At 38.2% G+C, this 25,173-nt stretch carries 25 protein-coding genes; 15 read left to right on the top strand and 10 right to left on the bottom strand.

Features of this window, described 5'->3' with window-relative positions:
• Positions 1–7: 7 nt before the first annotated feature.
• On the bottom strand, positions 8–2,092 hold the full coding sequence (locus ACQY77_RS15800; protein WP_421941195.1) for a M48 family metalloprotease: 2,085 nt from the start codon (positions 2,090–2,092) through the stop codon (positions 8–10).
• Positions 2,093–2,371: 279 nt separating this feature from the next.
• Between ACQY77_RS15800 and eat the strand changes: the two genes are divergently transcribed.
• From eat to ACQY77_RS15750, 10 genes are all read left to right on the top strand, one after another.
• Complete coding sequence (gene eat / locus ACQY77_RS15795; RefSeq protein WP_421941196.1) at positions 2,372–3,685, top strand: ethanolamine permease; 1,314 nt, start codon at positions 2,372–2,374, stop codon at positions 3,683–3,685.
• Entirely contained in the window at positions 3,685–5,046 is a 1,362-nt protein-coding gene (locus tag ACQY77_RS15790) for a glutamine synthetase family protein (RefSeq protein ID WP_421941197.1), read from the top strand. Before eat ends, ACQY77_RS15790 begins: the two co-directional genes overlap by 1 nt.
• 25 nt (positions 5,047–5,071) lie before the next feature.
• A complete protein-coding gene (locus tag ACQY77_RS15785; RefSeq protein WP_421941198.1) occupies positions 5,072–6,220 on the top strand; it encodes an iron-containing alcohol dehydrogenase in 1,149 nt (382 codons plus the stop codon).
• A 3-nt stretch (positions 6,221–6,223) separates the two neighbouring features.
• Positions 6,224–6,940 (top strand): gamma-glutamyl-gamma-aminobutyrate hydrolase family protein, encoded by a 717-nt coding sequence (locus tag ACQY77_RS15780; protein ID WP_421941199.1) that lies wholly within the window; start codon positions 6,224–6,226, stop codon positions 6,938–6,940.
• A gap of 26 nt (positions 6,941–6,966) precedes the next feature.
• Complete coding sequence (locus ACQY77_RS15775; protein WP_421941200.1) at positions 6,967–8,328, top strand: aldehyde dehydrogenase family protein; 1,362 nt, start codon at positions 6,967–6,969, stop codon at positions 8,326–8,328.
• Positions 8,329–8,411: 83 nt separating this feature from the next.
• Entirely contained in the window at positions 8,412–8,801 is a 390-nt protein-coding gene (locus tag ACQY77_RS15770; RefSeq protein WP_421941201.1) for an STAS/SEC14 domain-containing protein, read from the top strand.
• 156 nt (positions 8,802–8,957) lie between these two features.
• A complete protein-coding gene (locus tag ACQY77_RS15765; RefSeq protein WP_421941202.1) occupies positions 8,958–10,907 on the top strand; it encodes a beta-N-acetylhexosaminidase in 1,950 nt (649 codons plus the stop codon).
• Positions 10,907–11,383: a CYTH domain-containing protein gene (locus ACQY77_RS15760; RefSeq protein ID WP_421941203.1), complete on the top strand. Its 477-nt coding sequence runs from the start codon at positions 10,907–10,909 to the stop codon at positions 11,381–11,383. Before ACQY77_RS15765 ends, ACQY77_RS15760 begins: the two co-directional genes overlap by 1 nt.
• A 464-nt stretch (positions 11,384–11,847) precedes the next feature.
• A complete protein-coding gene (locus ACQY77_RS15755; RefSeq protein ID WP_421941204.1) occupies positions 11,848–12,312 on the top strand; it encodes a BON domain-containing protein in 465 nt (154 codons plus the stop codon).
• A 6-nt stretch (positions 12,313–12,318) separates the two neighbouring features.
• Positions 12,319–12,741 carry an SH3 domain-containing protein gene (locus tag ACQY77_RS15750; protein WP_421941205.1) on the top strand — a complete coding sequence of 141 codons (423 nt, stop codon included), beginning with the start codon at positions 12,319–12,321 and terminating at the stop codon, positions 12,739–12,741.
• A 65-nt stretch (positions 12,742–12,806) separates the two neighbouring features.
• On the opposite strand, the gene ACQY77_RS15745 is transcribed toward ACQY77_RS15750, so the two are convergent.
• The 5 genes from ACQY77_RS15745 to ACQY77_RS15725 all read right to left on the bottom strand — a co-directional run bounded on the left by ACQY77_RS15745 (position 12,807) and on the right by ACQY77_RS15725 (position 18,717).
• Entirely contained in the window at positions 12,807–13,436 is a 630-nt protein-coding gene (locus tag ACQY77_RS15745) for a response regulator (protein WP_421941206.1), read from the bottom strand.
• Positions 13,437–13,440: 4 nt separating this feature from the next.
• Entirely contained in the window at positions 13,441–15,381 is a 1,941-nt protein-coding gene (locus ACQY77_RS15740) for a tetratricopeptide repeat-containing sensor histidine kinase (protein ID WP_421941207.1), read from the bottom strand.
• Positions 15,382–15,511: 130 nt separating this feature from the next.
• Positions 15,512–16,504: an FKBP-type peptidyl-prolyl cis-trans isomerase gene (locus tag ACQY77_RS15735; protein ID WP_421941208.1), complete on the bottom strand. Its 993-nt coding sequence runs from the start codon at positions 16,502–16,504 to the stop codon at positions 15,512–15,514.
• Between the two features lie 177 nt (positions 16,505–16,681).
• Entirely contained in the window at positions 16,682–17,662 is a 981-nt protein-coding gene (locus ACQY77_RS15730) for an FKBP-type peptidyl-prolyl cis-trans isomerase (protein WP_421941209.1), read from the bottom strand.
• Positions 17,663–17,706: 44 nt separating this feature from the next.
• Positions 17,707–18,717, bottom strand: a complete 1,011-nt coding sequence (locus tag ACQY77_RS15725; RefSeq protein WP_421941210.1) for a DHH family phosphoesterase — start codon at positions 18,715–18,717, stop codon at positions 17,707–17,709.
• A gap of 280 nt (positions 18,718–18,997) precedes the next feature.
• Here ACQY77_RS15725 and ACQY77_RS15720 point away from each other — a divergent pair, with 280 nt between their 5' ends.
• The 3 genes from ACQY77_RS15720 to ACQY77_RS15710 all read left to right on the top strand — a co-directional run bounded on the left by ACQY77_RS15720 (position 18,998) and on the right by ACQY77_RS15710 (position 20,507).
• Positions 18,998–19,417 carry a nucleoside-diphosphate kinase gene (locus ACQY77_RS15720; protein ID WP_090888943.1) on the top strand — a complete coding sequence of 140 codons (420 nt, stop codon included), beginning with the start codon at positions 18,998–19,000 and terminating at the stop codon, positions 19,415–19,417.
• Between the two features lie 118 nt (positions 19,418–19,535).
• Positions 19,536–20,273: an FKBP-type peptidyl-prolyl cis-trans isomerase gene (locus ACQY77_RS15715; RefSeq protein ID WP_421941211.1), complete on the top strand. Its 738-nt coding sequence runs from the start codon at positions 19,536–19,538 to the stop codon at positions 20,271–20,273.
• Positions 20,274–20,333: 60 nt separating this feature from the next.
• Positions 20,334–20,507, top strand: a complete 174-nt coding sequence (locus ACQY77_RS15710) for a hypothetical protein (RefSeq protein WP_421941212.1) — start codon at positions 20,334–20,336, stop codon at positions 20,505–20,507.
• A 151-nt stretch (positions 20,508–20,658) separates the two neighbouring features.
• Here ACQY77_RS15710 and ACQY77_RS15705 read toward each other — a convergent pair whose 3' ends face one another.
• Both ACQY77_RS15705 and recF read right to left on the bottom strand, forming a co-directional pair.
• The gene (locus ACQY77_RS15705) at positions 20,659–20,949 is read right to left on the bottom strand and encodes a DUF721 domain-containing protein (RefSeq protein ID WP_421941213.1); all 291 of its coding nucleotides are present in this window, start codon (positions 20,947–20,949) and stop codon (positions 20,659–20,661) included.
• On the bottom strand, positions 20,942–22,045 hold the full coding sequence (gene recF, locus ACQY77_RS15700) for a DNA replication/repair protein RecF (protein ID WP_421941214.1): 1,104 nt from the start codon (positions 22,043–22,045) through the stop codon (positions 20,942–20,944). Before recF ends, ACQY77_RS15705 begins: the two co-directional genes overlap by 8 nt.
• 105 nt (positions 22,046–22,150) lie before the next feature.
• Here recF and ACQY77_RS15695 point away from each other — a divergent pair, with 105 nt between their 5' ends.
• Together ACQY77_RS15695 and ACQY77_RS15690 are read left to right on the top strand one after the other, a co-directional pair.
• A complete protein-coding gene (locus ACQY77_RS15695) occupies positions 22,151–22,558 on the top strand; it encodes a hypothetical protein (protein WP_421941215.1) in 408 nt (135 codons plus the stop codon).
• Positions 22,559–22,669: 111 nt separating this feature from the next.
• Positions 22,670–23,344, top strand: a complete 675-nt coding sequence (locus ACQY77_RS15690) for a tetratricopeptide repeat protein (protein ID WP_421941216.1) — start codon at positions 22,670–22,672, stop codon at positions 23,342–23,344.
• 266 nt (positions 23,345–23,610) lie between these two features.
• Here the strand turns inward: ACQY77_RS15690 and pth are convergent, their stop codons facing one another.
• Together pth and ACQY77_RS15680 are read right to left on the bottom strand one after the other, a co-directional pair.
• On the bottom strand, positions 23,611–24,171 hold the full coding sequence (pth, locus tag ACQY77_RS15685) for an aminoacyl-tRNA hydrolase (RefSeq protein WP_421941217.1): 561 nt from the start codon (positions 24,169–24,171) through the stop codon (positions 23,611–23,613).
• 382 nt (positions 24,172–24,553) lie between these two features.
• The gene (locus ACQY77_RS15680) at positions 24,554–25,138 is read right to left on the bottom strand and encodes a 50S ribosomal protein L25/general stress protein Ctc (RefSeq protein ID WP_421941218.1); all 585 of its coding nucleotides are present in this window, start codon (positions 25,136–25,138) and stop codon (positions 24,554–24,556) included.
• Positions 25,139–25,173 lie beyond the last annotated feature (35 nt).

Here is a 25,173-nt window from a genome sequence, read left to right as displayed (position 1 = left end):
CCTGCAATCAGGCATCTTCTTTACATACCATCATATTATTAGTTAAACTGGCTTGAAAATTTAATAAATTCTTTTTAGCATTAAAATTCGATTCAGAAACAACAAAAGCGAAGTCATCTATAGCAGAAAAAAGTTCATCAACCTGCATATCAAAATATGTCTTATCATAAAAATAAGTATAGTTGGAGTTCAGGAACTTCAGTAATCTTTCTTTAATCTCTGCGGTGAAATAACTTTCATAAATTGGATCTTGTAGCAAGCTTTCGATTTGATTCTTGAAAACTTTCTCTTCATTTTTTACTGCTATTAAGTTCTGCTCAATGATTTTAAAAGGCGTAGTAGTGTGCATAAAAGATACTGTTTTAAGTATAGCTGTATGCACCTTTTGATGACTTTCAAACTTATCGAGTACAGACTTATACATTAAATAATGTTGTTTGAACTCATCAATTACACCACAATGAACAGAAAGTACATAAGCATTTTCAAACATGCTTTTATCCAGATTTGTTAATTTCAACTCTAATGAATCTATCCCTTCTTGCAAAAACCGAATCAGATTAGAACAATCAGAGTTGCTGTATTTTTGCCCATCATAATCAAACGACTTAACCTTAATATCCCCAGATTCAATTTGCTTCAGAATTTGCAGGTCGTAAGTCATTCCATCACGTTCATATACCATCTCAAGGTTGCCATCATTGAAAAGCTCGAAAAAGTTCACTCTTTTATCCTCATTAACCACATCAAAAGAATCTTCATTAAATCCAACATACGGATTTCTATAATCGAAATACTCATTAAACACCTTGGGAAAGGACTTCTGATGGAATTCTGCCAAGAAATCTTCTTCAAAATTATTTTGGTCAATATTTGTAGGTTTTTGACTATAGTTTGCCCTTAAGAAAACATTCTCTGTGATTTGTCTCAACACTTGATCCTTTTCGACTAGCAAATTAATAGCGACTCCTTCCTGATGATTCCTTATTGGTTTATCAAGTTTTTTTAAGCAAGCAATCCTTTCTCCCGTAGTAGGATGTGAAGACCACTGATCCTTCAGCATAAGTTTCGACTTATTAAACTTCTTTGTATGTTCCTCGGTAATCTGCGGTAATCCGAATTCGAATGGAGCTCGCTGAGCTTCAGCATAAAAGTTCATCACGAAATAATGCTGAACGAATAAATTCTCTGCTTTCTTATTTTCAACTATCTTTTTCCCGTAGTAATCGTAAAGGGTATTTAAAGAATAATCTGCCAGTTGCAGTCGTAATAAAGAAGTAATAAGAGGCCTGGAACCTGCTACCTGAGCCGCAACAGCATCAGCGTGAAATTCCATTTCCCGAGATAAAGCAAGATAATTTAAGTTTACAATGGTATAAACTTTCCGCTGTATGGCCTGAATACCAAGCACGATTTTTTCAGCTATGATTACAAATAAAGCTACGAAAGAACTAATCTGAGCCAGATTGCTCACCACTTTCGCATATCCCTCATTGTCGTATAACATATTGTATATGATATTATTAACGACATGAACGAAGCTTCCAACTCTCATGCTTTTTTGTGAAAAATGGCCAAATTCGTGAGCCAATATGGCCCTCAATTCATCCACAGTTACCGAATTCATTAGCCCTATACCAATATGAAGGTTTTTTCTTACCGGAAAAAACATACTCCAAAAATTCGAATTATAAAAAACTGAGGCGTTGACCTCTTCTGAGATATAGACATTTTTAGGAAAATCTGTTTTGACCTCTAATACAATTTCATCTATCAATTTAAAGATTAGGGGTTGCTGTTCTCGCGTTATTGCCTTTAAATGAGATCTGTCAATCGACTTATCGGTAAATAAAAACTTTAACAAAAAATAAAGAATCAGAAAGCCAAAACAGATCAATCCCAGTCCTAACATAATGGTAAAGCCTTTAAGTGTAAGGAGCAATAATATCCCTATGTAGCAACAAAGTGCAGTCAAACCAAAAGCCAATGAAACTAATATGAGATAAGTAAAAACAAATAAAACAATGGCTAATACCGACTTTGTGGCCATTTTCTTAAAATTTGCAGAGGGCTGAAGTGCGTTTTCTTGCATAATAGAGCGTTTGGTGCTGCAATATAAGAAAACGAAAAATTGGTCGAAAAAAAATATCACATTTATCTGAACTACAACATGGTACCTTTCTTCAATCAAACGGATATAACCATAAAAGGTTGATGTTTCGTTCAAAAATATCGTTAAATTAACCAACCAATACCGAATATATAATTCGTCACCAAAACGCAAGAGCACCATTTTTAGGTTTGTTCAGTTTTCAGTGGCGATCATTTCCGAGCAGAATATTATTATTCACCTATAATTGTTCAGACCAGTATGGCAGAAACAAACGGACTAAAAAAGACCCTTACCCCTTTTATGTTATGGGGACTAGGTGTAGGCTATGTGATATCGGGAATGTATTTTGGCTGGAACCTCGGTCTCGAAAAGGGCGGAACATTGGGCATGTGTATTGCCACCCTATCGGTAATGATTATGTACATTGCTTTTAGCTTCAGTTATGCTGAACTGGCCTGTGCTATTCCCAAAGCTGGAGGTGTTTTTGATTACGCCAATAAGGCTTTAGGGAAAAATATTGGTTTTATTGCAGGTATTACACAAATGGTTGAGTTTATTTTTGCACCACCTGCCATCGCCTTTGCAATTGGTGCTTACTTCAATGCGTTTTTTCCCTCCATACCCATTTTAACCAGCGCCATAGCGGTATATTTTTTGTTTACGGCGCTAAATATTTATGGTGTAAAAGCAGCTGCTTCATTTGAAGTTTTGGTAACAATACTGGCCGTAGGCGAATTACTTTTATTCTCGGGCATTACCCTGCCAAAATTCCAGTTCAGTAACTTGGTGCACAACAGCTTTCCCAATGGCTGGAGTGGCGTTTTCGCAGCTATCCCATTTGCCATCTGGTTCTTTCTAGGTATTGAAGGGGTGGCCAACGTTGCTGAAGAAACCAAAAATCCCCAAAGAGATATCAGTAAGGGTTTTGGCTGGGGCATATTTACTTTGGTGGTACTCTGTATTTTGGTGTTTATTTCCAGCATTGGCATTGCTGGCTGGGAAGCTATCGTCTACAAAAATGGCCAATCAGGAGAAACATCAGATTCACCACTTCCGCTTGCCCTTTCGATCATCACTGGAGACAATAACCTCATGTATCATTTGTTAATTACCGTAGGCTTGTTTGGTTTAGTAGCATCATTTCATGGGCTGGTATTAGCAGCCGGACGATCGACTTACGAAATGGGAAAATCCAGGAGCTTACCAGGCTTTTTAGGGAAAATTTCATCCCGTTTTCAAACTCCTGTTAATGCTCTATTGGCCAATATGGTAATTGGCATAATTGCCTTGTTAACTGGCAAAACAGCCGAAATTATTATAATTTCTGTGTTTGGGGCACTTTCACTCTACATCATCTCCATGATATCGATATTGGTACTGCGAAAAACTGAACCCAACTTAGCAAGGCCTTTCAAGGTTCCGATGTACCCGCTCTTCCCTATACTGGCCTTGCTTATTGCTTTTATTTCTTTCATCGCAATGCTGATATATAATCTTAAATTAGGATTAATTTATCTGGGCATTGTTTTGGGCATATTTCTTTTGTATAAAATATTTAAAAAGGCAGAATAATGGCTACAACACAACAAATTCTGGACTACGTTAAAAACCATCCCTCAGGAAAAGTAAAATTGGCGGTGGCCGATATTGATGGGATTTTAAGAGGGAAATATGTATCAGCAGAAAAGTTTGCCGCTTTAGCTGAAGGACGCCTGGGCTTTTGTGATGTAACCTTTGGATGGGATGCCAATGACGTAGCTTATGACAATGTAAAATACACCGGTTGGCATACCGGGTATCCTGATGCTCAGGTAAAAATAGACCTGAACACTTTCCGTAAAATCCCATGGGAAAGTGAAATCCCTTTTTTCTTAGGTGATTTTATTGATGACCAGGAAAAGCCGAATGATGTTTGTCCGAGGCAACTCCTGAAAAAGGTCATCAATTCTGCCCAAAACCAAGGCTTTTCAGCCCTCTTTGCCCAGGAGTTCGAATGGTTTAATTTTGCTGAAACACCTGAATCTATAAATGAAAAAGGTTTTACGAATCTGAAGCCACTAAGCCCGGGAATGTTTGGCTACTCTGTTTTAAGGAGTTCACTTAAAAATGAGTTCATGACCGATCTTTTCGACTTATTAAATAAATTTGACATCCCCATTGAGGGGCTGCATACAGAAACGGGGCCAGGTGTGTATGAAGCTGCCATTAAATATGCACCAGCCTTAATCGCTGCAGACCAGGCCGTGCTTTTCAAAACAGGCGTTAAAGAAATAGCTTACAAGCACGGCATTATAGCCACTTTTATGGCGAAAATTAATGAGCAACTTCCAGGATGTAGCGGCCATGTACACCAAAGCCTATGGGATATTGATAATCAAAAAAATCTTTTTTATGATGAGACTGATGAACACAACATGAGTCCTGTGATGAAAAGCTATATCGCGGGCCAGCTATTTTGTCTGCCACATATCCTGCCCTTAATTGCGCCAACTATAAACAGTTACAAACGCCTGGTTGAGGGTGCATGGGCACCAACCACTGTAACCTGGGGCATCGATAACAGAACCACCGCTTTAAGGGCTTTGCCTGGCAGTAAAAAAGCCAGCCGCCTGGAAACCCGCATTGTAGGATCAGACACCAACCCTTATCTGGCCATGGCGGCCTGCCTGGCAGCCGGATTATACGGTGTACAGCATCAACTTAACCTGGAGCAACCTGCAACCCAGGGCAATGGATATACCGATTTATCCAACGGGGTTTTATCGAGAAATCTATTTGAAGCTACCCAAAAAATGAAAAATTCTGAACTGGCTAAAACGCTGCTGGGCGAAGAATTTGTAGCACATTATACTGCAACCCGCGAATGGGAATGTAAGCAATATGCAAAGGCCGTAACCGATTGGGAGTTGAAACGGTATTTAGAAATTATATAAATGATAGTCAATAACAAATTACACCATGATATTTGATCGCATCCACCAGTTCAATTTTCCAACAACCATTCGCTTTGGCGCCGGGGCGGTAAAAGAGCTTGCAGCCTATCTTCAAAACAACAAGTTAACCGCTCCTTTAATTGTAACCGATCCAACCATCGCCCAACTTCCCTTTTTTAAACAAATCGTTGAAGATTTAAGGTATAAAGGCATTTCAGTTGAAGTTTTCAGTGACATTCATAAAAACCCGGTAAAAAGTGATGTTTACAAAGGAACAGATGCCTGGGATTACACCAAAAGCGATAGCATTATAGGTATTGGTGGGGGTGCCGCACTGGATGTTGCCAGAGCTGTCGTGTTGAGGGTAAATCATCGGGAAGACCTTTTTAAATACGATGACCTTATTGGGGGAGATATTTATGTAACCAATGATGTTCCACATTTCATTACTATTCCAACTACTTCAGGTACGGGTAGTGAAGTAGGGCGAAGTGCCATCATTGCAGATGATGAAACTCATCAAAAAAAGATTCTTTTCTCGCCTAAATTAATGGCGAAAATTGTTTTTGCTGATCCTGAACTTACCCTGGATTTACCGCCTTTTATTACCGCAGCAACGGGTATGGATGCTTTAACACACAATATGGAGGCCTATTTAGCCAAAAACTTTCATCCCATGTGTGATGGGATAGCACTTGAAGGGATTTCACTGATTAAAGACTCGCTTGAAACTGCAACCAATAATCCGGATTTAGCGAGCCGAAGTAAGATGCTCATGGCCTCGATGATGGGCGCTATAGCTTTTCAGAAAGGCTTAGGTGTGGTTCATTCTCTTGCTCACCCACTCTCGTCGTTATTAGATACCCATCATGGCCTGGCCAATGCCATAAACATTCCTTATGGTATGCAATTTAACATAAAGGGTTTTGAAGATCGTTTTACAAAAATTGCCCGGGCACTGGATCTGAAAGAAGAAAATGGCGAAGCCGTTGTAAAATATCTGTTCGATTTGAATTCGAAAGTTAATATTCCACACAAATTGAGCGATATTGGCGTTCGTAATGAACATATAGAAACGCTTGCAGATTTGGCATTTGCAGATTTCGCACATCCCAATAATCCCAAACCTGTAAGCCGGGAAGATTTTAAAGCTTTGTATTTAAGCGCGCTTTAACAGATGATGAATGATAAAATAATTATCGGTGTAACCGATTGTAGCAAATTTGATATTTACAGAGATTGGGTTTTATCTTATAATAAACAGGTTGAAGTTATTCAATTGGGTTATAAACTCAATAATTTTGATGAAATCCAGAAATGCCAGGGTATTGTACTAACCGGTGGCGAAGACGTACATCCGCGTTTTTATCAGCTGCCAGAATATTATCCATATTGTTATGAGGATGATATAGATGAGCAACGTGATGAGTTTGAATTTAAAGTGCTGGATTATACCGAAAAGCATGGTATCCCCGTTTTAGGGATCTGTAGAGGTATCCAGGTAGGCAACGTGTTTTTTGGTGGTACATTAATTCCAGACATCCCCACCTGGGGGAAGTTTAATCATGCCAAAATGCCTAATAATACTGATCGATACCATGAAATTGTAGTCAATCCTTCTTCCTGGTTAAGTCAGATTGTAAATACAGATAAAGGATTGGTAAATAGCAATCACCACCAGAGCACCGATAGAACAGGTAAGGGATTGGTTGCCAGCGCCCTATCTCCAGACGGTGTGGTAGAAGCCATGGAAAGGCTTCATCCGGAAGGAAAATCCTTTTTATGCTTTGTACAATGGCATCCCGAAAGGCTGAAAGATCAGCAAAGCCCTTTTAGCAAAAACTTACATGAAGCTTTTATCCATGCCGTTAAATTGAATGCAGGCAATTTTTAAATTCATTCCGTTTTTTAATGATAAATATGAACGTCATCAATCCCGCCACCGAGGAAATCATTACCACTTTACAGGAAGATAGCCCTCAAAATTTAGCTGATAAATTAGAAGTATTGCGAAAAGGGCAACAGGCATGGGTAAAAAAAAGTCTGCCAGAAAGAATTGCGATACTCCTCACTTTTAGTCAGCTACTGGCTACACAGATAGAGGATCTTGCATTAATTTTAACCAATGAGGTTGGAAAACCTTTGCAACAGTCCAGAAACGAAATAAATGGAGCCAGAAACCGCATTAAATGGATGCTGGAAAATGCCGAAAAATTTCTTTCAGATGAAGTGATGATTGATGAGCCGGGCTTGAAAGAGATCATTAAATACGAGCCTCTTGGACTGGTTTGCAATATTTCGGCATGGAATTACCCTTATCTTGTTGGTGTAAATGTTTTTATTCCGGCACTGCTTAGTGGCAATGCTGTAATGTACAAGCCTTCAGAATATGCCACCCTTACCGGGCTTGAAATAGAAAAACTGCTGAAAGCAGCTGGTGTATCCGATGATGCTTTTCAAGTGGCCATTGGGGGTAAAAATGTTGGAGATGCTTTATTGGACTTACCTTTTCAGGGATATTTCTTCACAGGATCTTATAAAACAGGCCAGTACATTTACGAGAAAGTAGCTCCAAAAATGGTCCCGTGTCAGTTAGAATTAGGAGGAAAAGACCCTTTGTATATTACTGAAGATGTTACTGATGTAAAAGGTACTGCTGCTGCAACTGCTGATGGTGCTTTTTATAATAACGGACAAAGCTGTTGTGCTGTTGAGCGCATATATGTACATGAAAAAAATTACGACGAGTATGTGGCTGCGTTCGTGGAAGAAGTAAAAAGCTGGAAACAAGGGCTTCCAACTGACGAGGTTTATTTGGCTGCACTCACCAGAAAAGATCAGATTGCTGTACTTGAAAATCAAGTGAGCGATGCGCTTAAAAAAGGAGCAAAATTGCTTAACGGTGGTCAAAATACCTCAAATAAAGGTTATTATTTTGAACCAACTGTTCTAACCAATGTAGATCATACTATGCTGGTAATGAAAGAGGAAAGCTTTGGACCAATTATCGGCATTATGAAAGTTAAAGACGATGATGAAGCATTGGCATTGATGCAGGATACCGAATATGGTTTAACAGCTTCGGTTTATACGGCTAAACAAGAAAGAGCGGAGCACATCCTTGCGCAAATTAACTCAGGATCGGGTTATTGGAACTGTTGCGACCGTGTTAGCGCTGCCCTACCCTGGAGCGGACGAAAGCATTCTGGTATTGGCGCTACTTTATCTCACCTGGGATTACGGGCGTTTACCAAGCCTAAAGGATATCATTTAAGGGGATAACTCACTAATTTAGACGTATTGCACATAAATCCTCAGCCACATAATTTTGAGCAACGGATTTAACTAACATTTATACGATTTACATGACACAACCAGAGCATTTTATTGAAGGTGAAATTGCAGATTATCGATATGATGAAAGCGGTATTTTGTATGCTTACTCCAAAAGTATAAAGCGCACAGTTTCCAATATTAGTTCGAACATCTCATTAGTAAAAAAAATTACAGCAGATAAAAAGGTACCTCTGCTCATTTATCTCTGCAATTCGCCTGTTCCAGATAAGGAAACGAGAAAATTCTCCACTGAACAATTACCAAATGTTTATACGGCTATGGCAATGGTGGCAAAACCAGGTTTATCGCAGCTGATAATGTCGATTCTGTTTAAATTTCAAAAGCCCCCAATCCCAATGAAATCTTTTACTAACGATGTAAAAGCGAAAGATTGGTTATTGCAATTTACTACTACCTGAAATCCGTTACAGATTTTTGGAGATCAATATGATGGGTGGAATAAAGTCGTAATGAATGGTTAACTAACAACAGGCTCGCGCTACATTTGATGATCAGACCTTTTTTTAATAAATTGCGGATTAATTCCATTCGAGAGAACCGTAATTTACGATTTAATGAAAAAATTATTCCTGATTATTCCCTTCTACATTTTCGCCATAACTTCTAACGCCCAAACCATAGTAAGTGAACCAGAGATTGGTGAAGCTGAAACTGAAATGGTGCAAACCCCAATAGCCATCATACCTGAACCCGTTTCAGTGCTTAAAAAAGCTGGTTCCTTTACTTTACCAGAGAATGTAAGTATCCTCACGACCAGGAAAGAAGGGTTAAAACAATCCATAGCTTTCCTATCTGAAAGAATTACAACAGCCACAGGCAAGTTTGTAAGTACAGTAACCCAGGCTAATCACCCTACTATCAAATTAATATTAAATAGCCAGGAAGATGCGCAACTTGGCGCAGAAGGCTATAAACTTAATGTTAATCCCACCCAAGTGGTTATAACAGCCAACAAGCCGGCAGGAATCTTCTATGGGGTACAATCCTTTATCCAATTGTTCCCATCAGAGATTGAAAGTAAGGAACTTGTCAATAACGTAAAATGGAAAGCGCCTTGTGTGGACGTCATTGACTATCCAAAATTAGGCTGGAGAGGATTAATGTTTGACGTTGCACGTCATTACTTTACCAAACAAGAAGTAAAACAGTTTATAGATGCCATGGTACGCTATAAATTTAACCTTTTACATTTACACTTAACGGACGACGAGGGTTGGAGAATTGAAATTAAGGGCTTACCCAAACTAACTGAAGTAGGCGCCTGGAGTGTTAAAAAAGTAGGCACTTTTGGAGATTTCACACCACCTGCAGCAAATGAACCACGTACCTACGGTGGTTTTTATACTCAAGAAGATATAAAAGAATTGGTGCAGTATGCCCAGGATCGCTTTGTAAACATTCTTCCTGAAATTGATGTTCCCGGCCACAGTTTAGCCGTGATTGCTTCTTACCCTGAGCTCTCCTGTACACCAGAAGCTGTTAATTATAAGGTGCGTTCAGGAGAGAAAATCATGGACTGGAGCCGTGGTGCGCCGCCTTTAGCATTAGTAGATAATACGCTTTGTCCGGCAAACGAAAAGGTTTATTCCTTTTTAGATACGGTTTTAACGCAAGTTGCACAACTTTTCCCATTCGAATACATCCACATGGGTGGAGATGAAGCGCCCCACAATTTTTGGGAGAAAAACGAACAGGTAAAACAGTTGATGCAGCGTGAAGGCCTAAAAACCATACCGCAAGTACAAGCCTACTTCGAAAAACGTGTGGAGCAAATTGTCATTTCCAAAGGCAAAAAGTTTATGGGTTGGGACGAAATTTTAGAAGGTGGCGTTTCACCAACAGCAGCTGTAATGAGCTGGAGAGGCATGAAATACGGCATTCAAGCCGCAAATGAAAAGCATAACGTAGTAATGAGCCCTACTGATTTCGCTTACCTGGATTATATGCAAGCAGATGTGAGTACCGAGCCCCGGGTTTACGCTTCATTGCGATTAAATAAAGTTTATCAGTTTAATCCTGTTCCGGCCAGTGTAAATCCACAATATGTAATTGGTGGGCAGGCTAATTTATGGACAGAGCAGGTTTACAATATCCGCCAGGTTGAATACATGATCTGGCCAAGGGCATTTGCCATTTCTGAATCCGTATGGAGTCCTGCTGACAAAAAAAACTGGACCAATTTTATTGATCGAACAGAACAACATTTTAAGAGATTAGACCAGGCAGAAACTAAATATTCGCCAGCCATTTACGATCCTATTATTAATGTGAGAAGAAGTGCTGACAGACAACTGATGGTAGATTTAACTCCTGAAATTGATGGCCTTGACATTTACTATAGCTTCGACAATTCTTCACCTGATCGCTTCTATCCTAAATACACTACTGCATTACAGGTGCCTAAAGACGCCAGCATGATGCGCATCATCACCTACCGTGGAAAAGATGTTGTAGGTAGATTAATCAGCATTCCGGTTTCAGATTTACAGAAAAGAACGAAATAATGGGTAAAGAAATTGAGCGGAAATTTCTGGTAGATCATCATAAATGGTCTACCTTAACTAAACCCGTTGGAAAAAATTTCAGGCAAGGTTATTTGCTTACCGATCCTGATAAAACTATCCGGGTTAGAACTACATCAACTAAAGGATTTTTAACGATCAAAGGTAAAAATGTAGGTGCAACACGAACGGAATTCGAATACGAGATTCCACATGAAGAAGCTACAGCACTGCTGAATGATTTTTCTGGTTCTGAACTCTCTAAAATCCGATATGAAATTGAGCACAGCAATAAAGTTTGGGAAGTAGATGTATTCTTAGGTCACAATGAAGGCCTGGTGGTTGCCGAAATCGAATTAATCAGTGAGGATGAAAGCTTTGAACTTCCGGAATGGATTGATCAGGAGGTAACACATGACCAAAAATATTACAACTCTAATTTAACGATTACACCGTTTAAAACCTGGAACAAAGACTAAAGCAATAAGCTGGTTTACAACAGTTAAGCAACTTTGATCAGTACTTAGTAATTAGTCGTTAGTACCTGGACAAGGTGCATATCCTGCAATCGTCCATCTTTATACTTGATTCTCGATACTGAAAACTAAAACAATAAGCCGGTTCGCAGGCCTCAATTAAACAGTTCAACGATTAAACGACTAAACAATTTTCCGATCAGTACTTAGTAATTAGTCCTTAGTACCTGGACAAGGTGCATATCCTGCAATCGTCCATCTTAATACTTGATTCTCCATACTTGATTCTTGATTCTAGATTCTTGCTACTTAATACTTTCTTCTCGATACTATTTTTATATTTCCATTAGTTAATCTCTTTTCCTATATTAGTTAAAACATATCATCCTCGTTTAATTAAGAAACTAGAAGTCTCCCCACAATGCTAGTTTCTCAGTGTGCCTATTATTAAACAAATACATAAAAGCATGAAAAAAAGTAAATTTTTAATGTCTTTAGTTATTGCGGCCACCATATTTTTGGCGAGCTGTAAGCCTAAAGATTCCGCGATTCAGGCTGCCATTCAGGCAAAAGAACCTGCAGGTATTGTTGTTGCTGTAGAAAAGGGGCAGGTAACCCTCACAGGACAGGTATTGGATGAAGCGGCAAAAGCCAGTGCAGAGAAAATCGCCAAAGAAGAAAAAGGTGTTAAATCTGTGCTTAACAATTTAACCATTATTACGGTGGATAAGCCAGTGGTAATTGCTGCTGATGATACCTTAATTAAGAACGTTGCTGATGCTGCTAAAGATTTCCCTACGGTTAAAGCAGATGTAAAGGATGGTGTGGTAACATTAACAGGAACAATTGAAAAATCTGGTTTGATTACACTTATGCAACATTTAAGTGCTTTGAAACCTAAAAAAATAGAAAATAAATTAACCGTAAAATAGTACAACATGGCACTTCAAGATAAATACAAAGGATTGACAGATGCTGCTGTTGCAGCCGGAATTACCGACTTAGCGGTTAGGGAACAGGATGGAGTATTATACATCGATGGTACTGCAGCCGATGGCGCTGCAAAGGATCAGTTATGGGAGGTATACAACCAAATAGATCCAAACTTTGCTTCTGGCGATTTAGTGTTGAATGTAAATGTATCTGTTGACGCAGCAGTTACACATGCAAAAGTAATTACGCAAAGTAGCAACTTAAACATCAGAAAAGGACCAGGTACGGATCAGCCCATTGTGGGCAAAGCCGCACATGGAGAAGTTATTACATTAGTTAACAGAAGCAATGACTTGTGGTGGCTGGTAAGAACCAACGATGGTGAAGAAGGCTATTGTTATGCCCAATATTTAGAAGCTCAGGCTTAATAACACTATATGGGATTTCCTGATCAAACAGGGAATCCCATATTTTTTGATTTCATAATTCTTTATTATAACAGGCGGTTTTCATGCGCAAAGTTGAGCAAGCCAATAATTGACTTAACCCCTGTTTTTCGCCAGATGTTCTTCCGGTGAGTTTCTACAGTGTGCTCAGAAATAAATAACATTTTTCCAATATCTGCAGAGGTAAATTCTTTCGCAATGAGCCTGATGATTTCGATTTCCCGAGGAGAAAGGTTATTGACCTTTTCGTTTATAATTTCACGATGAAAGCCATTTTTTGCAGAAATAGATTGCTGAATATAAGTGCCCCCTTGCATGACCTGTTCAATAGCCTTGTTAAGCTCTCCGTTCTTAACATTTTTCAATAAGTATCCGGATGCCCCTGCTTTCATCATGGCCGACATGTTAAAAAAATCATCATGCATCGAAAGTGCAATTACTTTCATACCTGGATAGTGTTTCTTGATGTGTTTGGTCAGGTCTATTCCGGATTTCACACCCAAACTGATATCAGTAATCACTAGATCAGGCATTTTTACTTTAATGTACTGCTCGGCCATATCCACAGCATTAGCTTTACCAACAACAGTGATTTTCTTTGAGTCGCGTAATATCGCCTCAATCCCATCCATTAAAATGTCATGGTCATCCACTAAAAAAACTTTAATTTTTTCCATAACCTTAAGCGTCTGTGTATTTCGGTTCTGTTATCAATTTAATGGGGGTAAGTTTCAGAATGGCTGTTGTTCCTTTATTAGTGGTCGAATCCAAAGTAAGGTTACCATCAAAAATTTTTATGCGGCTTTCCAGATTGCTCAATCCTAATCCATATTTTCCATTATTTTTATCAAAACCTTTTCCATCATCCTCCACCATCAACAGCACTTCATCTTCACTAATGATTAATTGAATGCTGACATTACGGGCTTTGGCATGCTTCAACACATTATTGATTAGCTCTTGGAATGATCTATACACTACAACCCCCAACACCTCATTAATGTTTTCAAATTCTACATGATTATAAAAAGAAAAATGAATGCCGCTTTCTGCTTCATTTAATTGATCCACTCCATACCTTATTGCTTTAACCAAGCCAACTTGCCGCAACAGTTCCGGCGTCATTTGATGCGATATTGTTCTAACTTCATCTCCTGCCCTATCGATCAAAACATCTACTTTTTCAAAGTCATTCCCATCTTTTACGGCCTTTTTTAACTGAAAGGATATTGCGGCTAAAGTTTGACACACGCCATCGTGTAAATCGCCTGCAATTCTTCTTCGCTCATTCTCTTCTGTTTCCAGAATAGCAACAGCTCTTTGTCTTTGCTCTATAACCTTTTCTTCAGCTCTTTTAGCCTTATACTTATTTTGAATGAGGAAATACACATAAATTCCAGAAGCCACAACCAACAACAAACCGGCAATGAGTATGGTTAGCCACCTTTGCTTATTGCTGATATTCAGCTTATTTTCCAGATTTTCCTTTTTTAATTTAAGATTTTCAGAAGTCTTCTTTTCCGAATCGTATTTAACTTGTAACTCTGCGAGGGCCTTGCTATAATTTCCGGTGCTGATATGCTCTTTAAGGGAAATGAGTTTTTTAAAATACAAGGCCGCATTTTTATAATCACCCACTTTGCGGTAGCTATTGGCCAGGGTTTCATATGCAGCCTGAAGCTTAAGTTCGATTTTATTGCCAAAACTGATGCTCTCTGCCTTCTTTGCATAAAGAATAGCTTGCTGGGTTTGATGGATCTTCAAGTAAACATCCGCAAGCTCCAAATAATCACTTGCCAGCATCGCCGGATCCTGAACATGCATCCTTACCTTACTGGCTTCATGCAAATGGTCAATAGCTGCTGTAAACTTACCTCTTTGGTAATAACTTCGGGCCAAAATATTTAAACCATTAGCCAAATCAGTCATACTTGAGGTTTTTCTGGCTGATTCAATTCCTAAAAGAGCCTTTTCTGCTGCCAATTTATAGTTACCCAACATGTTATAGCAGGAGGCTATATTGCACATTACCGTTGCCCGGTTCGGATAATCTGCCTCTGGATTGAGCAACAAAACTTCGTTAAAGAACCCGATGGCCTGTTTGGGTTTTCCATCTTCCATATATGCCCATCCGATACTTATCAAAGCGCCATTCCTGTTTACAATGTCCTGCTTCCGCTCAGCGATTTTTAAAGCAACATTAAAACTGGCCACGGCTAAATCGAAACGGGTTTTCTTTACATAGCATTGCCCTTTTAGAATATAGAACTTAATTTCAGCAGGATCTTTTGCGATTTCCTGAATATGCTTCAAAGCACTGTCTATAGAGGCAATGCAAACATCTGCGGGGCTATGTCTGTACTGCAACCAGGACCTAAAGAATGCGCTTTCTACCTTCCCATGCTTATAATTTAACTGATCAGATAATTTGGCAATGATAGCCATTTTTTTTCTGGCCTCTAGCTCATTACTCCTCATTAAAGCAGGTACCTGATCTATCAACGTATTTACATACATCGTATCCTGTGCTTGGTTTTGGCCAAAAACAGGTGTTGCAAATTGCAGTAAACTGACCAAAAGCAAAAGACTATACTTTTGACAGGACAGAGATTTGAAGAGCATGCGAGGGGGATGAAAAGTTTGTTAAGCCAATTTAACAAATATTTAGCATCACCGTAAACCCTTATCCATAAAAAAACGCCAACCGATAAAAATTAATTACCGGTTGGCGTTTAAAAAATAGATGTTAATCCTATTTTGTATTAGGTGATGCACTTAAAGGTTGGGTAGCACCGGCCGTTCCTTTTTTGATACCTTTTAGTTCTACATCAAAAACCAATGGTGTAAATGGATTAATTGGTCCACCACCATTTTCACCATAGCCTAATTTAGAAGGCAAAATCATTTTGATTTTACCACCTACACCAATCATTTGAACACCTTCTATAAAACCTTGTGCCAATTGACCTAAAGGCATGGATCGTGGTGCATATTGTGCCATTGGCGAATAGATTCCGGCATCTTTAGCAATTTTAGCGTTAGAAGTATCAAAAACATTCAGTTTTCCATCAGCTTTTTTATTAGTAAACTGCCCGGTATAGTCTACTACTACTGTATCAGTAATTGAAGCTCTTTCGGCATTACCCGGCGTTTCAATAACATATTGTAATCCTGAGGCTGCAGTTGTTACTTTGAGATTATTGTCTGCCACATATTTGGAAATTTTTGTTGCTTCACTTGCTTTATTTTTAGCAATTAATGCTTTATACTCCGTTTCAAAGAAATCTCTTTTCTTTTTTTCAAAAGTAGAATCGGCCTCATTGGCTACTTTATGTAAAACCTTTTCGATTTTTACTGTAAAAGTTGCGTAGTTATCTTTCGCACCTGTAGGTTTTGGCTGTCCTGAATACTTCGCCATTGAATCCAAATTCAATTTGAAAACGGCACTATCTCCTTCGCCCAATAGCTTAAGCGCAGCAACCATATCACCTTTAAACATCGATTTACTGATTGGAAAGAAGGCCGGACGCTCATTATCATAGGTATTAACCAATGTTGAATCTCCATTCGATTTGGTTTCAATTACCTGAATTCCATTTAGTTTTACAAAATCACCCTCCTGGATTTTTGGTTTCCCCTCACTGTTGTAGATCTTGTAAACCATGTCTCCTTCACCCTTTTCAAATCTATTACAAGCAGTTAAGCCCAGGCTGGCTGCGAACAAAATTATAATACCCTTTTTCATTTTTTCTTTTAAAATTTCTAAACTCCTGCTTAAAAAGCATGCCAAATATAGTTTTATATTAACAGGCAAACAATAATAATATTTAATCGTACAGGTGTTGTAAATAAAACTGTTTAATCTAAAAACTAAAAAGCCCCGTTCCTGATGGAACGGGGCGCTAAAATCATTTCGATTTTACTATTTTGTAGGTGGAACTGCCACAGGTTGAGGCGCTGTACCTTTTTTGATATCAGTAATTTCTAAATCAAAAACGATTGGGCTATAAGGCATAATGCCTGCTTGCATTGCGCCTTGCTCTCCATATCCTAATTTAGAAGGTATAATCACTTTAATTTTACCGCCTTTTCCGATCAATTTTAATGCTTCGGTAAAACCAGGGATAGTACCACCAACAGCCATTTTAGTTGGGCCATATGGTCTTCCCGGTTGGAATTTGTTTTCAGCTTTCGCTAATTTCTCGTCGCTCGTATCGAAAATCGGATATTTTCCTTTAGCGTCTTTTTTAGTTAAAGAACCAGTATAGTTTACAGTAGCCGTATCGCCTTCTACCACACGCTCAGCATTACCCGGAGCAGAAATGATGTATTGTAAACCACTTGGGGTTGTAGTTGTTTTTAAGTTGTTATCTGCAACGTAAGCTTTGATTTTACCTTCTTCAGCACCTTTCTTTTTAGCGATAGATTCCTGATAGTCTTTTTGGAAGAATTCACCAGCTCTTTTTCTGAAAGTTGAATCTGCCTCTTTAGCATCTTTTTTGAAAACCTTCTCTACTTTAACTGTAAAAACCAGGTATTTATCATTTTTGAATTGCTCTGGTTTAGGCTGTTTGCTGTAAAAAGCCATGGTATCCAAGTCAATTTTAAAAGTTGCACTATCACCTTCACCAAACATGGTTAATACATCATTCATATCGCCAGCATACATTTTTTTAGCTACTGGAAATACCTGAGGCATTTCGTTATCATAAGTACTTGCTAAAACTGAATCTTTCTGGTTTTTTTGAATAAAATTCAGTTTAACAATGTCACCTTCTTTAATTTTTTCTTTACCATCTGAGTGGTGAACGGTGTACAACAAACCTCCTGCACCTTTTTTCTCTCTGTTACACGCTGCTAAACCCACAGTGGCTGCTAATAGGACAATTATTCCTTTTTTCATTTTTAGTTTTTAAATTAATTTTTGATTTATTTATATCGTTGTATTTAGGCTATAAGCTGATTTTTGTAATCTTTAAGCAAAGCTTTAAAATCTTCAACCACTTCATTTAAAGGCTTATCTGACGCACCACCGGCTGCATTTCTATGTCCACCGCCGTTAAAGTATTTCTTGCAGATTTCATTTGCAGGAAAATCGCCTGTTGATCTTACAGATAATTTCACTTTGTCTGTACGCTCTATAATCAGGGCCGCTAAGCGAATTCCGTTAATAGAAAGCGCATAGTTAACAACTCCCTCGGTATCACCTGTTGCACTATTATAGCGGGCAAGCTCTTCCTTATTAACCGTGATAATGGCGGTATTATATTCTCTCAAAACCTCTAGTTTATTAGATAAGCAATAACCTAAGAATCTTAAACGGTCTTCACTGGCATTATCATATACCAACTGATGAATTTTCCAATGTTCTGCACCTAAATCAATCAGGTTAGCGGCAATGCGGTAAACTTCAGATGTGGCAGAAGGGAAACGGAATGAGCCTGAATCTGTCATGATTCCGGTGTATAAGCATGAAGCTACATCCTTGCTGATGCCGGTAACATCTTCCAGTTGATTAACGATAAAATCATATACCAACTGCGCTGCCGCACAGGCGTTAATGTCCCAGTGACGGTAATCATCAAAATCCTCTGGCTCGAGGTGATGATCAATCATGATTTTCCTGGCTTGAGCTGCCCTTACCAATTCACCCAACTCATTGATCCGGCTTAAAGTATTAAAATCTAAACAGAAAATAATTGAAGCTTCTTCCACCAATCTGGCAGCTTGTTCCTGTTCCTCTGTAAAGATAATCACATCTCCGTTATTGGGCATCCAATGTAAGAAGCTGGGGTAATCTGTTGGTGTAATCACCTTAACATGATGACCTTTTTGAATAAGGTAGCCATATAATCCCAAAGATGATCCCATAGCATCGCCATCAGGTTTATGATGTGTAGTAATCACGATTCGTTGAGGCGTAGCCAGTAAAGATTTTAATTCTGTAAGTGTCAGCATATTTTTTAAGCGTTGCAAAGCTAAGTAATTTTAAACTAGTAATAAAAGTTTTTGATGGGGCAGTCCTGCTGGTGGAGTAGAGACATTGTTACATTGCTCAATTGCTATATTGTTCCCATTCAAAACACCTATACTGAACACTGAACGTTTTTACTTACGCCCTTTATACAGTTAAGCAATTCAACAGTTAAACAATTACCTCTCCATCATTCTCCATAAGCATTATTGATTATTCGTCAATTAAAACGTATTTTTGCAGAAAATTTGATAATAAAGCACAATGAGTACTAACAGAACTTTTACCATGATTAAGCCTGATGCTGTAGCTAATGGCCACATCGGAGCAATTTTAAACGACATTACCAATGCGGGTTTCAAAATCATTGCATTAAAATATACTAAACTAACAGACGAAACTGCTGGTCAGTTCTACGCTGTTCACGCCGAGCGTCCTTTTTACAAAGATTTAGTTGGCTTTATGTCTTCAGGACCAATTATCGCAGCTATCTTAGAAAAAGATAATGCAGTTGAGGATTTCAGAAAATTAATCGGAGCTACTAACCCTGCTGAAGCTGCAGAAGGTACTATCCGTCAAAAATATGCTAAATCAATCGATGCAAATGCGGTTCACGGTTCAGATTCTGATGAGAATGCTGAAATTGAAGGAAACTTCTTCTTCAAAGCAGACGAACGTTTCTAATCGCACCCAAAAAAATTGAAAAACCTCGAAATTTTCGGGGTTTTATTTTTTAAAAGAGTTTGTATCTTTCAGACCTAAAATTATTCGACCTTATTTCGATAAGACTATACCAGATTAAATGAAAAAAATATTCTTAACTGCATTGGCATCAGGATTAATCCTCACTTCTTATGCACAAACCAAAACCACAGCAAAAAAGCCTGTGGCTAAAAAAACAACGACTACTGCCAAAGCAGGTGCGGCCACTTTTGCGCTTAAATCTGCTTTAGATTCTACCAGCTATGCTTTCGGTACCTCTATTGGTTCCAGCTTAAAAACAACGGGCTTAAGTACTTTAAATTACGATGTATTGCTAAAGGGCTTAAAAGATGCATTTACAGGAGGTAAACTTATCCTTGATCAGCAACAGGCACAGGAGTGCATCAGTGCAGCAATTACCAATGTTAACAAAAGTAAATACACCGCTAACATTGCAGAGGGTAAAACATTTTTAGATAACAATAAAAAACGCGCAGGTGTACAAACAACCGCCAGTGGATTGCAATATGAAGTGATTACTGCCGGAACTGGTATAAAGCCTCAGGCAACCGATTCTGTATTGGTACACTACAAAGGAACTTTATTAAACGGAAAGCAATTTGACAGCTCATACGATAGAGGTGAGCCTATTACGTTAACTTTAAATCAGGTAATTAAGGGTTGGACCGAAGGATTACAATTAATGCCCGCAGGTTCAAAATATAAGCTCTTTATTCCATATAACCTGGCTTACGGTGAACGTGGTGCCGGACAAGATATTCCTCCTTACAGCACATTGATTTTTGACATTGAGCTACTGAAAGTTAACGGCAAATAAGCGGTTTATCAAAACATTCTTTAAGTAACTGATGTTAGCCTATACAAATTAACATCAGTTATGAAAAGAGCATTCCCATTAGTACTCATCGCATTTTTATGCAGCACCTTAACCAGTTGTGAATTGGTAGAAGGTATTTTTAAAGCAGGCGTATGGACCGGCATTATTGTAGTCGTAGTTGTTGTTGCCTTAGTAATCTGGATACTCGCCAAGATATTTGGAGGCCGTTCTTAGGTAGTCTTAAGTCTGGAGTATTAAGTCATAAGTCTAAATACCTATGTCTTGATACTTGCCTCTTGACACTCGCTACTTCCTACTTGAATCTCGATACTTAAATCTTGACACTTGATACTAATAAGGTTGGGGGATTATACCTTCGACCTTTTTAAAGAAATACGATTTCGGTGATTACTTCTGCACCAGCATGTTCATTTAATTTTTGGATAATGCCCTGGCGCACCATAACCAATTCATTTTTGATTACGGAAGATTCTATCCGGATAAACAATTTCCGGTCTCTGATATAGATTTGGGTGGTTCTGTTTGCAATGGCTGTACCCATAATTTCGGGCCATACGGCAACAATAGAAGTTTCATCAAACTTCCTGCGCAAGCGGTAAACATCAAGCATTTTACCAATTGCATCTTTTAGGGTAACATCATTCGGTTTACGCATTTCCTATTTGTCCGTTTTCTACTGTAAATAAAGTTACGCCAACTTCAATGGCTTTAAAGATAGCTTTCACGCGATCTATGCCTGTATCTGTGATAAAAATCTGTCCGAAATCATGATGTGAAACCATTTGCATTAATTTTTGCACCCGGTTATCATCCAGCTTATCAAAAATATCATCTAACAGTAATAGGGGTTTAAAACCTTTGTTCTTCGCAAGGTACGCATACTGTGCCAGCTTTAGGGCAATTAAAAAAGATTTCTGCTGACCTTGAGAGCCAAACTTTTTAAGTGGCATTTCATGAATGGTAAAAGCAAGCTCATCTTTATGGATGCCTGTAGTTGTTCGCTCCAGTACCCTATCCTTTTCGACCGATTTTTCTAACAACTGCTCAAAAGGAACGTCTGTAAGTTGAGATTGATATTGTAGCGTTACCATTTCTTTATTATCGGTAATATAGATGTAGTATTGATTAAAAAGCGGGATAAATTCATCCATAAAGGCTTTCCGGGTTGCAAAAATTTTGTTGCCCGTTTGTACCAGTTGCTCATCTAAAATCTGAAGCAAGGTCGGATCATATTTTCGTGAGATGGCAATTTGCTTTAAAAACGCGTTTCGGTTTAAGAGAACGCGATTGTAAGCAATCAACTGATCCAGATATTGTGCATCAGTTTGCGAAATGACATTGTCTATGAATTTACGACGTTCCTCGCTTCCCTCCATAATCAGATTCACATCATAAGGAGAAATCATTACTACCGGAAATAAACCAATATGATCCGCCAGCTTATCGTACTCTTTTTTATTCCGTTTAAATTGTTTTTTTTGATTGCGCTTTACACCACAGCTAATTTTCTCGTTCTTTTCACTGCGGTCAAAATCTCCCTGAACCATAAAAAATTCCTGTCCGGTTTTGATCTGCTGCCCATCAATTGGATTAAAATAACTTTTACAAAGGCAGAGGTAATGTATGGCATCCAGCATATTGGTTTTTCCGGAACCATTATTACCAGTAAATACATTTACTGTTTCTGAAAACCGGATATCAGCATCTGTATAGTTTTTAAAATTGAGAAGGGTAATGTTTTTTAGCCACATAGATTAGCTACAAATTTACCTTTTTTTTAACCGCTTAATGTCAATGTTTAAAATAAAGGTTGACTGAACTTAAAAAAAGTACTACATTCAAATAATTGAATATACATGGTCGCACAAAAAATGTTAGCAGGGAATGTTTTATGGTCTTATGACTACGAACTTTCCGATAAAAAAAACGCAGGATTCTTTCAAAAGTTTAAAGAGTTCTTTTCCTTTCTTAAGCCTCCTCATCATCATGAAGGGGATATTTTGCTCGCTTCAAACGGTATCTTTATTACAGGAGACGAACCATTAGAAATGCCTATATCGCACATAGAAGAGGTTTACATGGGTTTTGACGATATCTTTCCAGCATCTGCGATAAAAAATTTCGGCCCGTTTTGGCAACCCATCAGAATTAAATCTATTGTTAGCCGAACAGAAAGCAGAACGGTGTATCTGATTATTAACCACAGCGGCTTGTTTAGCGATAATCAAACCTGGTTTAACACACTGATTGGCCTGCTCCGCTAAATTGCATTACTTTGTTACTTAAATAACTACAGTCTAATTAAATACTTCAAAATAAAGATTGATACTTTGACTTAAAAATGTATTTTTGCAATCTTAATTTTTTAAACAAACATGTCTACAACAGATAATCAGACAATCCAACCTGTTAAAAAAGGTTCATTCTTACAAGAAAATAATAAGAGTTTATTATTCATAGCAGCGGCTATCGTTTTATTAATCTTAGTATATCTTTGGTACCAAGGCGTGTATTTAAAAGGTCGTGCTCAGGAAGCATCAAGTAAAATGTATAAAGCTGAGCAGTTGGTAGGTGTCGATTCATTATCAGCAAAAGCACTTAAAGGTGAACTTGGCTTAAACGGTTACCCAGGTTTAGAAGAAATTGCTAAAGAGTATGACAATACAAAATCTGCCAATTTAGCAAACTTATACCTTGGCGGAATTTATCTACGTAAAGGCGAATATAAACAAGCAATTGATGCGTTGAGCAAATATAGCGCTACTGGCAGCCCAGTTGCAGACCCTTTGGCATTAGGCTTACTGGGTGATGCTTACAGCGAATTAAAGGATTATAAACAAGCTGCTACTTACTACAAAAAAGCTGCAGATAAAGCAAGCAAATTTACTTCACCAATGTTCCTGAAAAAATTAGGCCTGGTAAATGAAAACCTGAATGATTTTTCTGGTGCTGTAGATGCTTATACTAAGATCAAATCTCAATACCCTGAAAGTGCAGAAGCGCAATTAATTGATGCTTATATTGCAAGAGCTCAAGGTAAAGTGAAATAAGTTTATCCTTAAATGGAATAAAAAAGGAGATCATCGCAAGATGGTCTCCTTTTTTATTTGATCATAATCGGGATTAATGTTCTTATTTAAAGCTAAAACAAACAGTAGGATTAAATAACTGAATCATTAGAAAATCAGGTTCAGCAGCATTTTTAAATGTTAGTCCTGCTCTTCGTTCTATTCCCGATGAAAAATCGGGGATGCCACTCCGATCAGGTTTAAAAAGATAGGATTGTGCTCCAACCCTATCTAACGTCTGTTTTAGCCTATTTGTTAAAGGCTGTCATGGTTTTCGCCGGACCAATCGTTACAAAGCTTTTAATCAGTTCTACACTTTTATCTATCAACGCAGGAAGCTCCAATTGTTCTTCCTTGTCAAAATGACCAAGCACAAAGTCTACTTGTCTGCCTTTAGGGTAATCGTTTCCAATGCCAAAACGTAACCGGGCATAGTTTTGTCCACCGCATACTTCTTCAATACTTTTTAACCCATTATGGCCTGCACTACTACCCTGAAGTTTTAAACGCAACTTACCTAAGGGAAGTGCCAGATCATCTACAATCACCAATACATTTTCCGGAGCAATTTTAAGCTCTTTCATCCAATAATTTACCGCTTTACCACTGAGGTTCATAAAAGTTGTAGGTTTAATTACATGAAGTTTCTTGCCTTTGAAACCCACTTCAGCATAATAAGCCAGGCGAATATTATCAAAACTTCCATTTAAATCTTTTACCAGTTCGTCGGCGATATCGAAACCGATATTATGTCTGGTATGTGCGTATTCAGGTCCTATATTACCTAAACCAACGATTAGATATTTCATGCTGCAAATGTAAAAGAATTAGTCGAAAGTTTAGTTTGGAGCGAGGTCAGTTTAGCGTTGAGAGTGTGGAGTTAAGAGTAGGGAATTGAGGGCCTGGAGTTGGAAGTGCAGAAACGCTAAAACCAGATTAGGGGCCAATAACAATGTTGTTAAGTTAACGTCTGTCTGAACACTTGAAGAACCACGAAGTGCTCAGCGAAGCTAATCTCCGGCCGATGAAATGCCAATTTGAGTTTAGCGCTGTTAGATTAACATTCAACACGTTTTCAAAACATATTCTACCAATATCACTGGAGATACTAAGAACAGATTAGAAAGAGCAAGTCATAAAAAAAGGCGCAAAATTACTTTTGCACCTTTTTGGTCATAATCAGTGAACTGATTATTTTTTACCTTTAGCAGCTTCAGTTTCTGCTTGTTTCAATGCTCTTGACATTGCAACTGAAACGATAGTATCTTCAGGAGTGTTAGTGATAACATATTTATCGCCTTTCAAATCGCGAACGCGGAATAAGTTACCAACTTCTAATTTCTCTAAGCTTACTTCTACGTTTTGTGGCATGTTTGCAGGTAATGCTTTAACACGTAACTTACGTAATTTCTGGATTAATTTACCCCCCATTTTAACACCTGGAGAAGTTCCGGTTAATTTTACAGGAATTTCCATAACGATTTCTTTTTCTTCAAATAACTGAAGAAAATCGATGTGGATTAATACATCTGTAAGTGGGTGGAACTGCGTATCTTTAACGATAGCTTTAGTTTTAGCACCGTTAACTTCGATTTCTACAAAGTTCACTTCCGGGGTATAAATAACATCTCTTAAATCAGCAATGCTAACAGCTAAATGTTGTTGCTCTTTGCCACCGTACAATACCGCCGGAACTTTACCTTCGTAACGAAGTTCCTTGGCATCGCGTTTCCCTACGTTCTCTCTTGGAGAACCGCTAATTGCGATTGTTTTCATTTTTATTTTTATTTATTTTATTAGTATCAAGTAGT

The organism is Pedobacter sp., assembly GCF_965279535.1.
GTDB lineage: Bacteria > Bacteroidota > Bacteroidia > Sphingobacteriales > Sphingobacteriaceae > Pedobacter.
The sequence above is the reverse complement of the archived record's forward strand: the minus strand, read 5'-3'. Positions and strand labels throughout refer to the sequence as shown.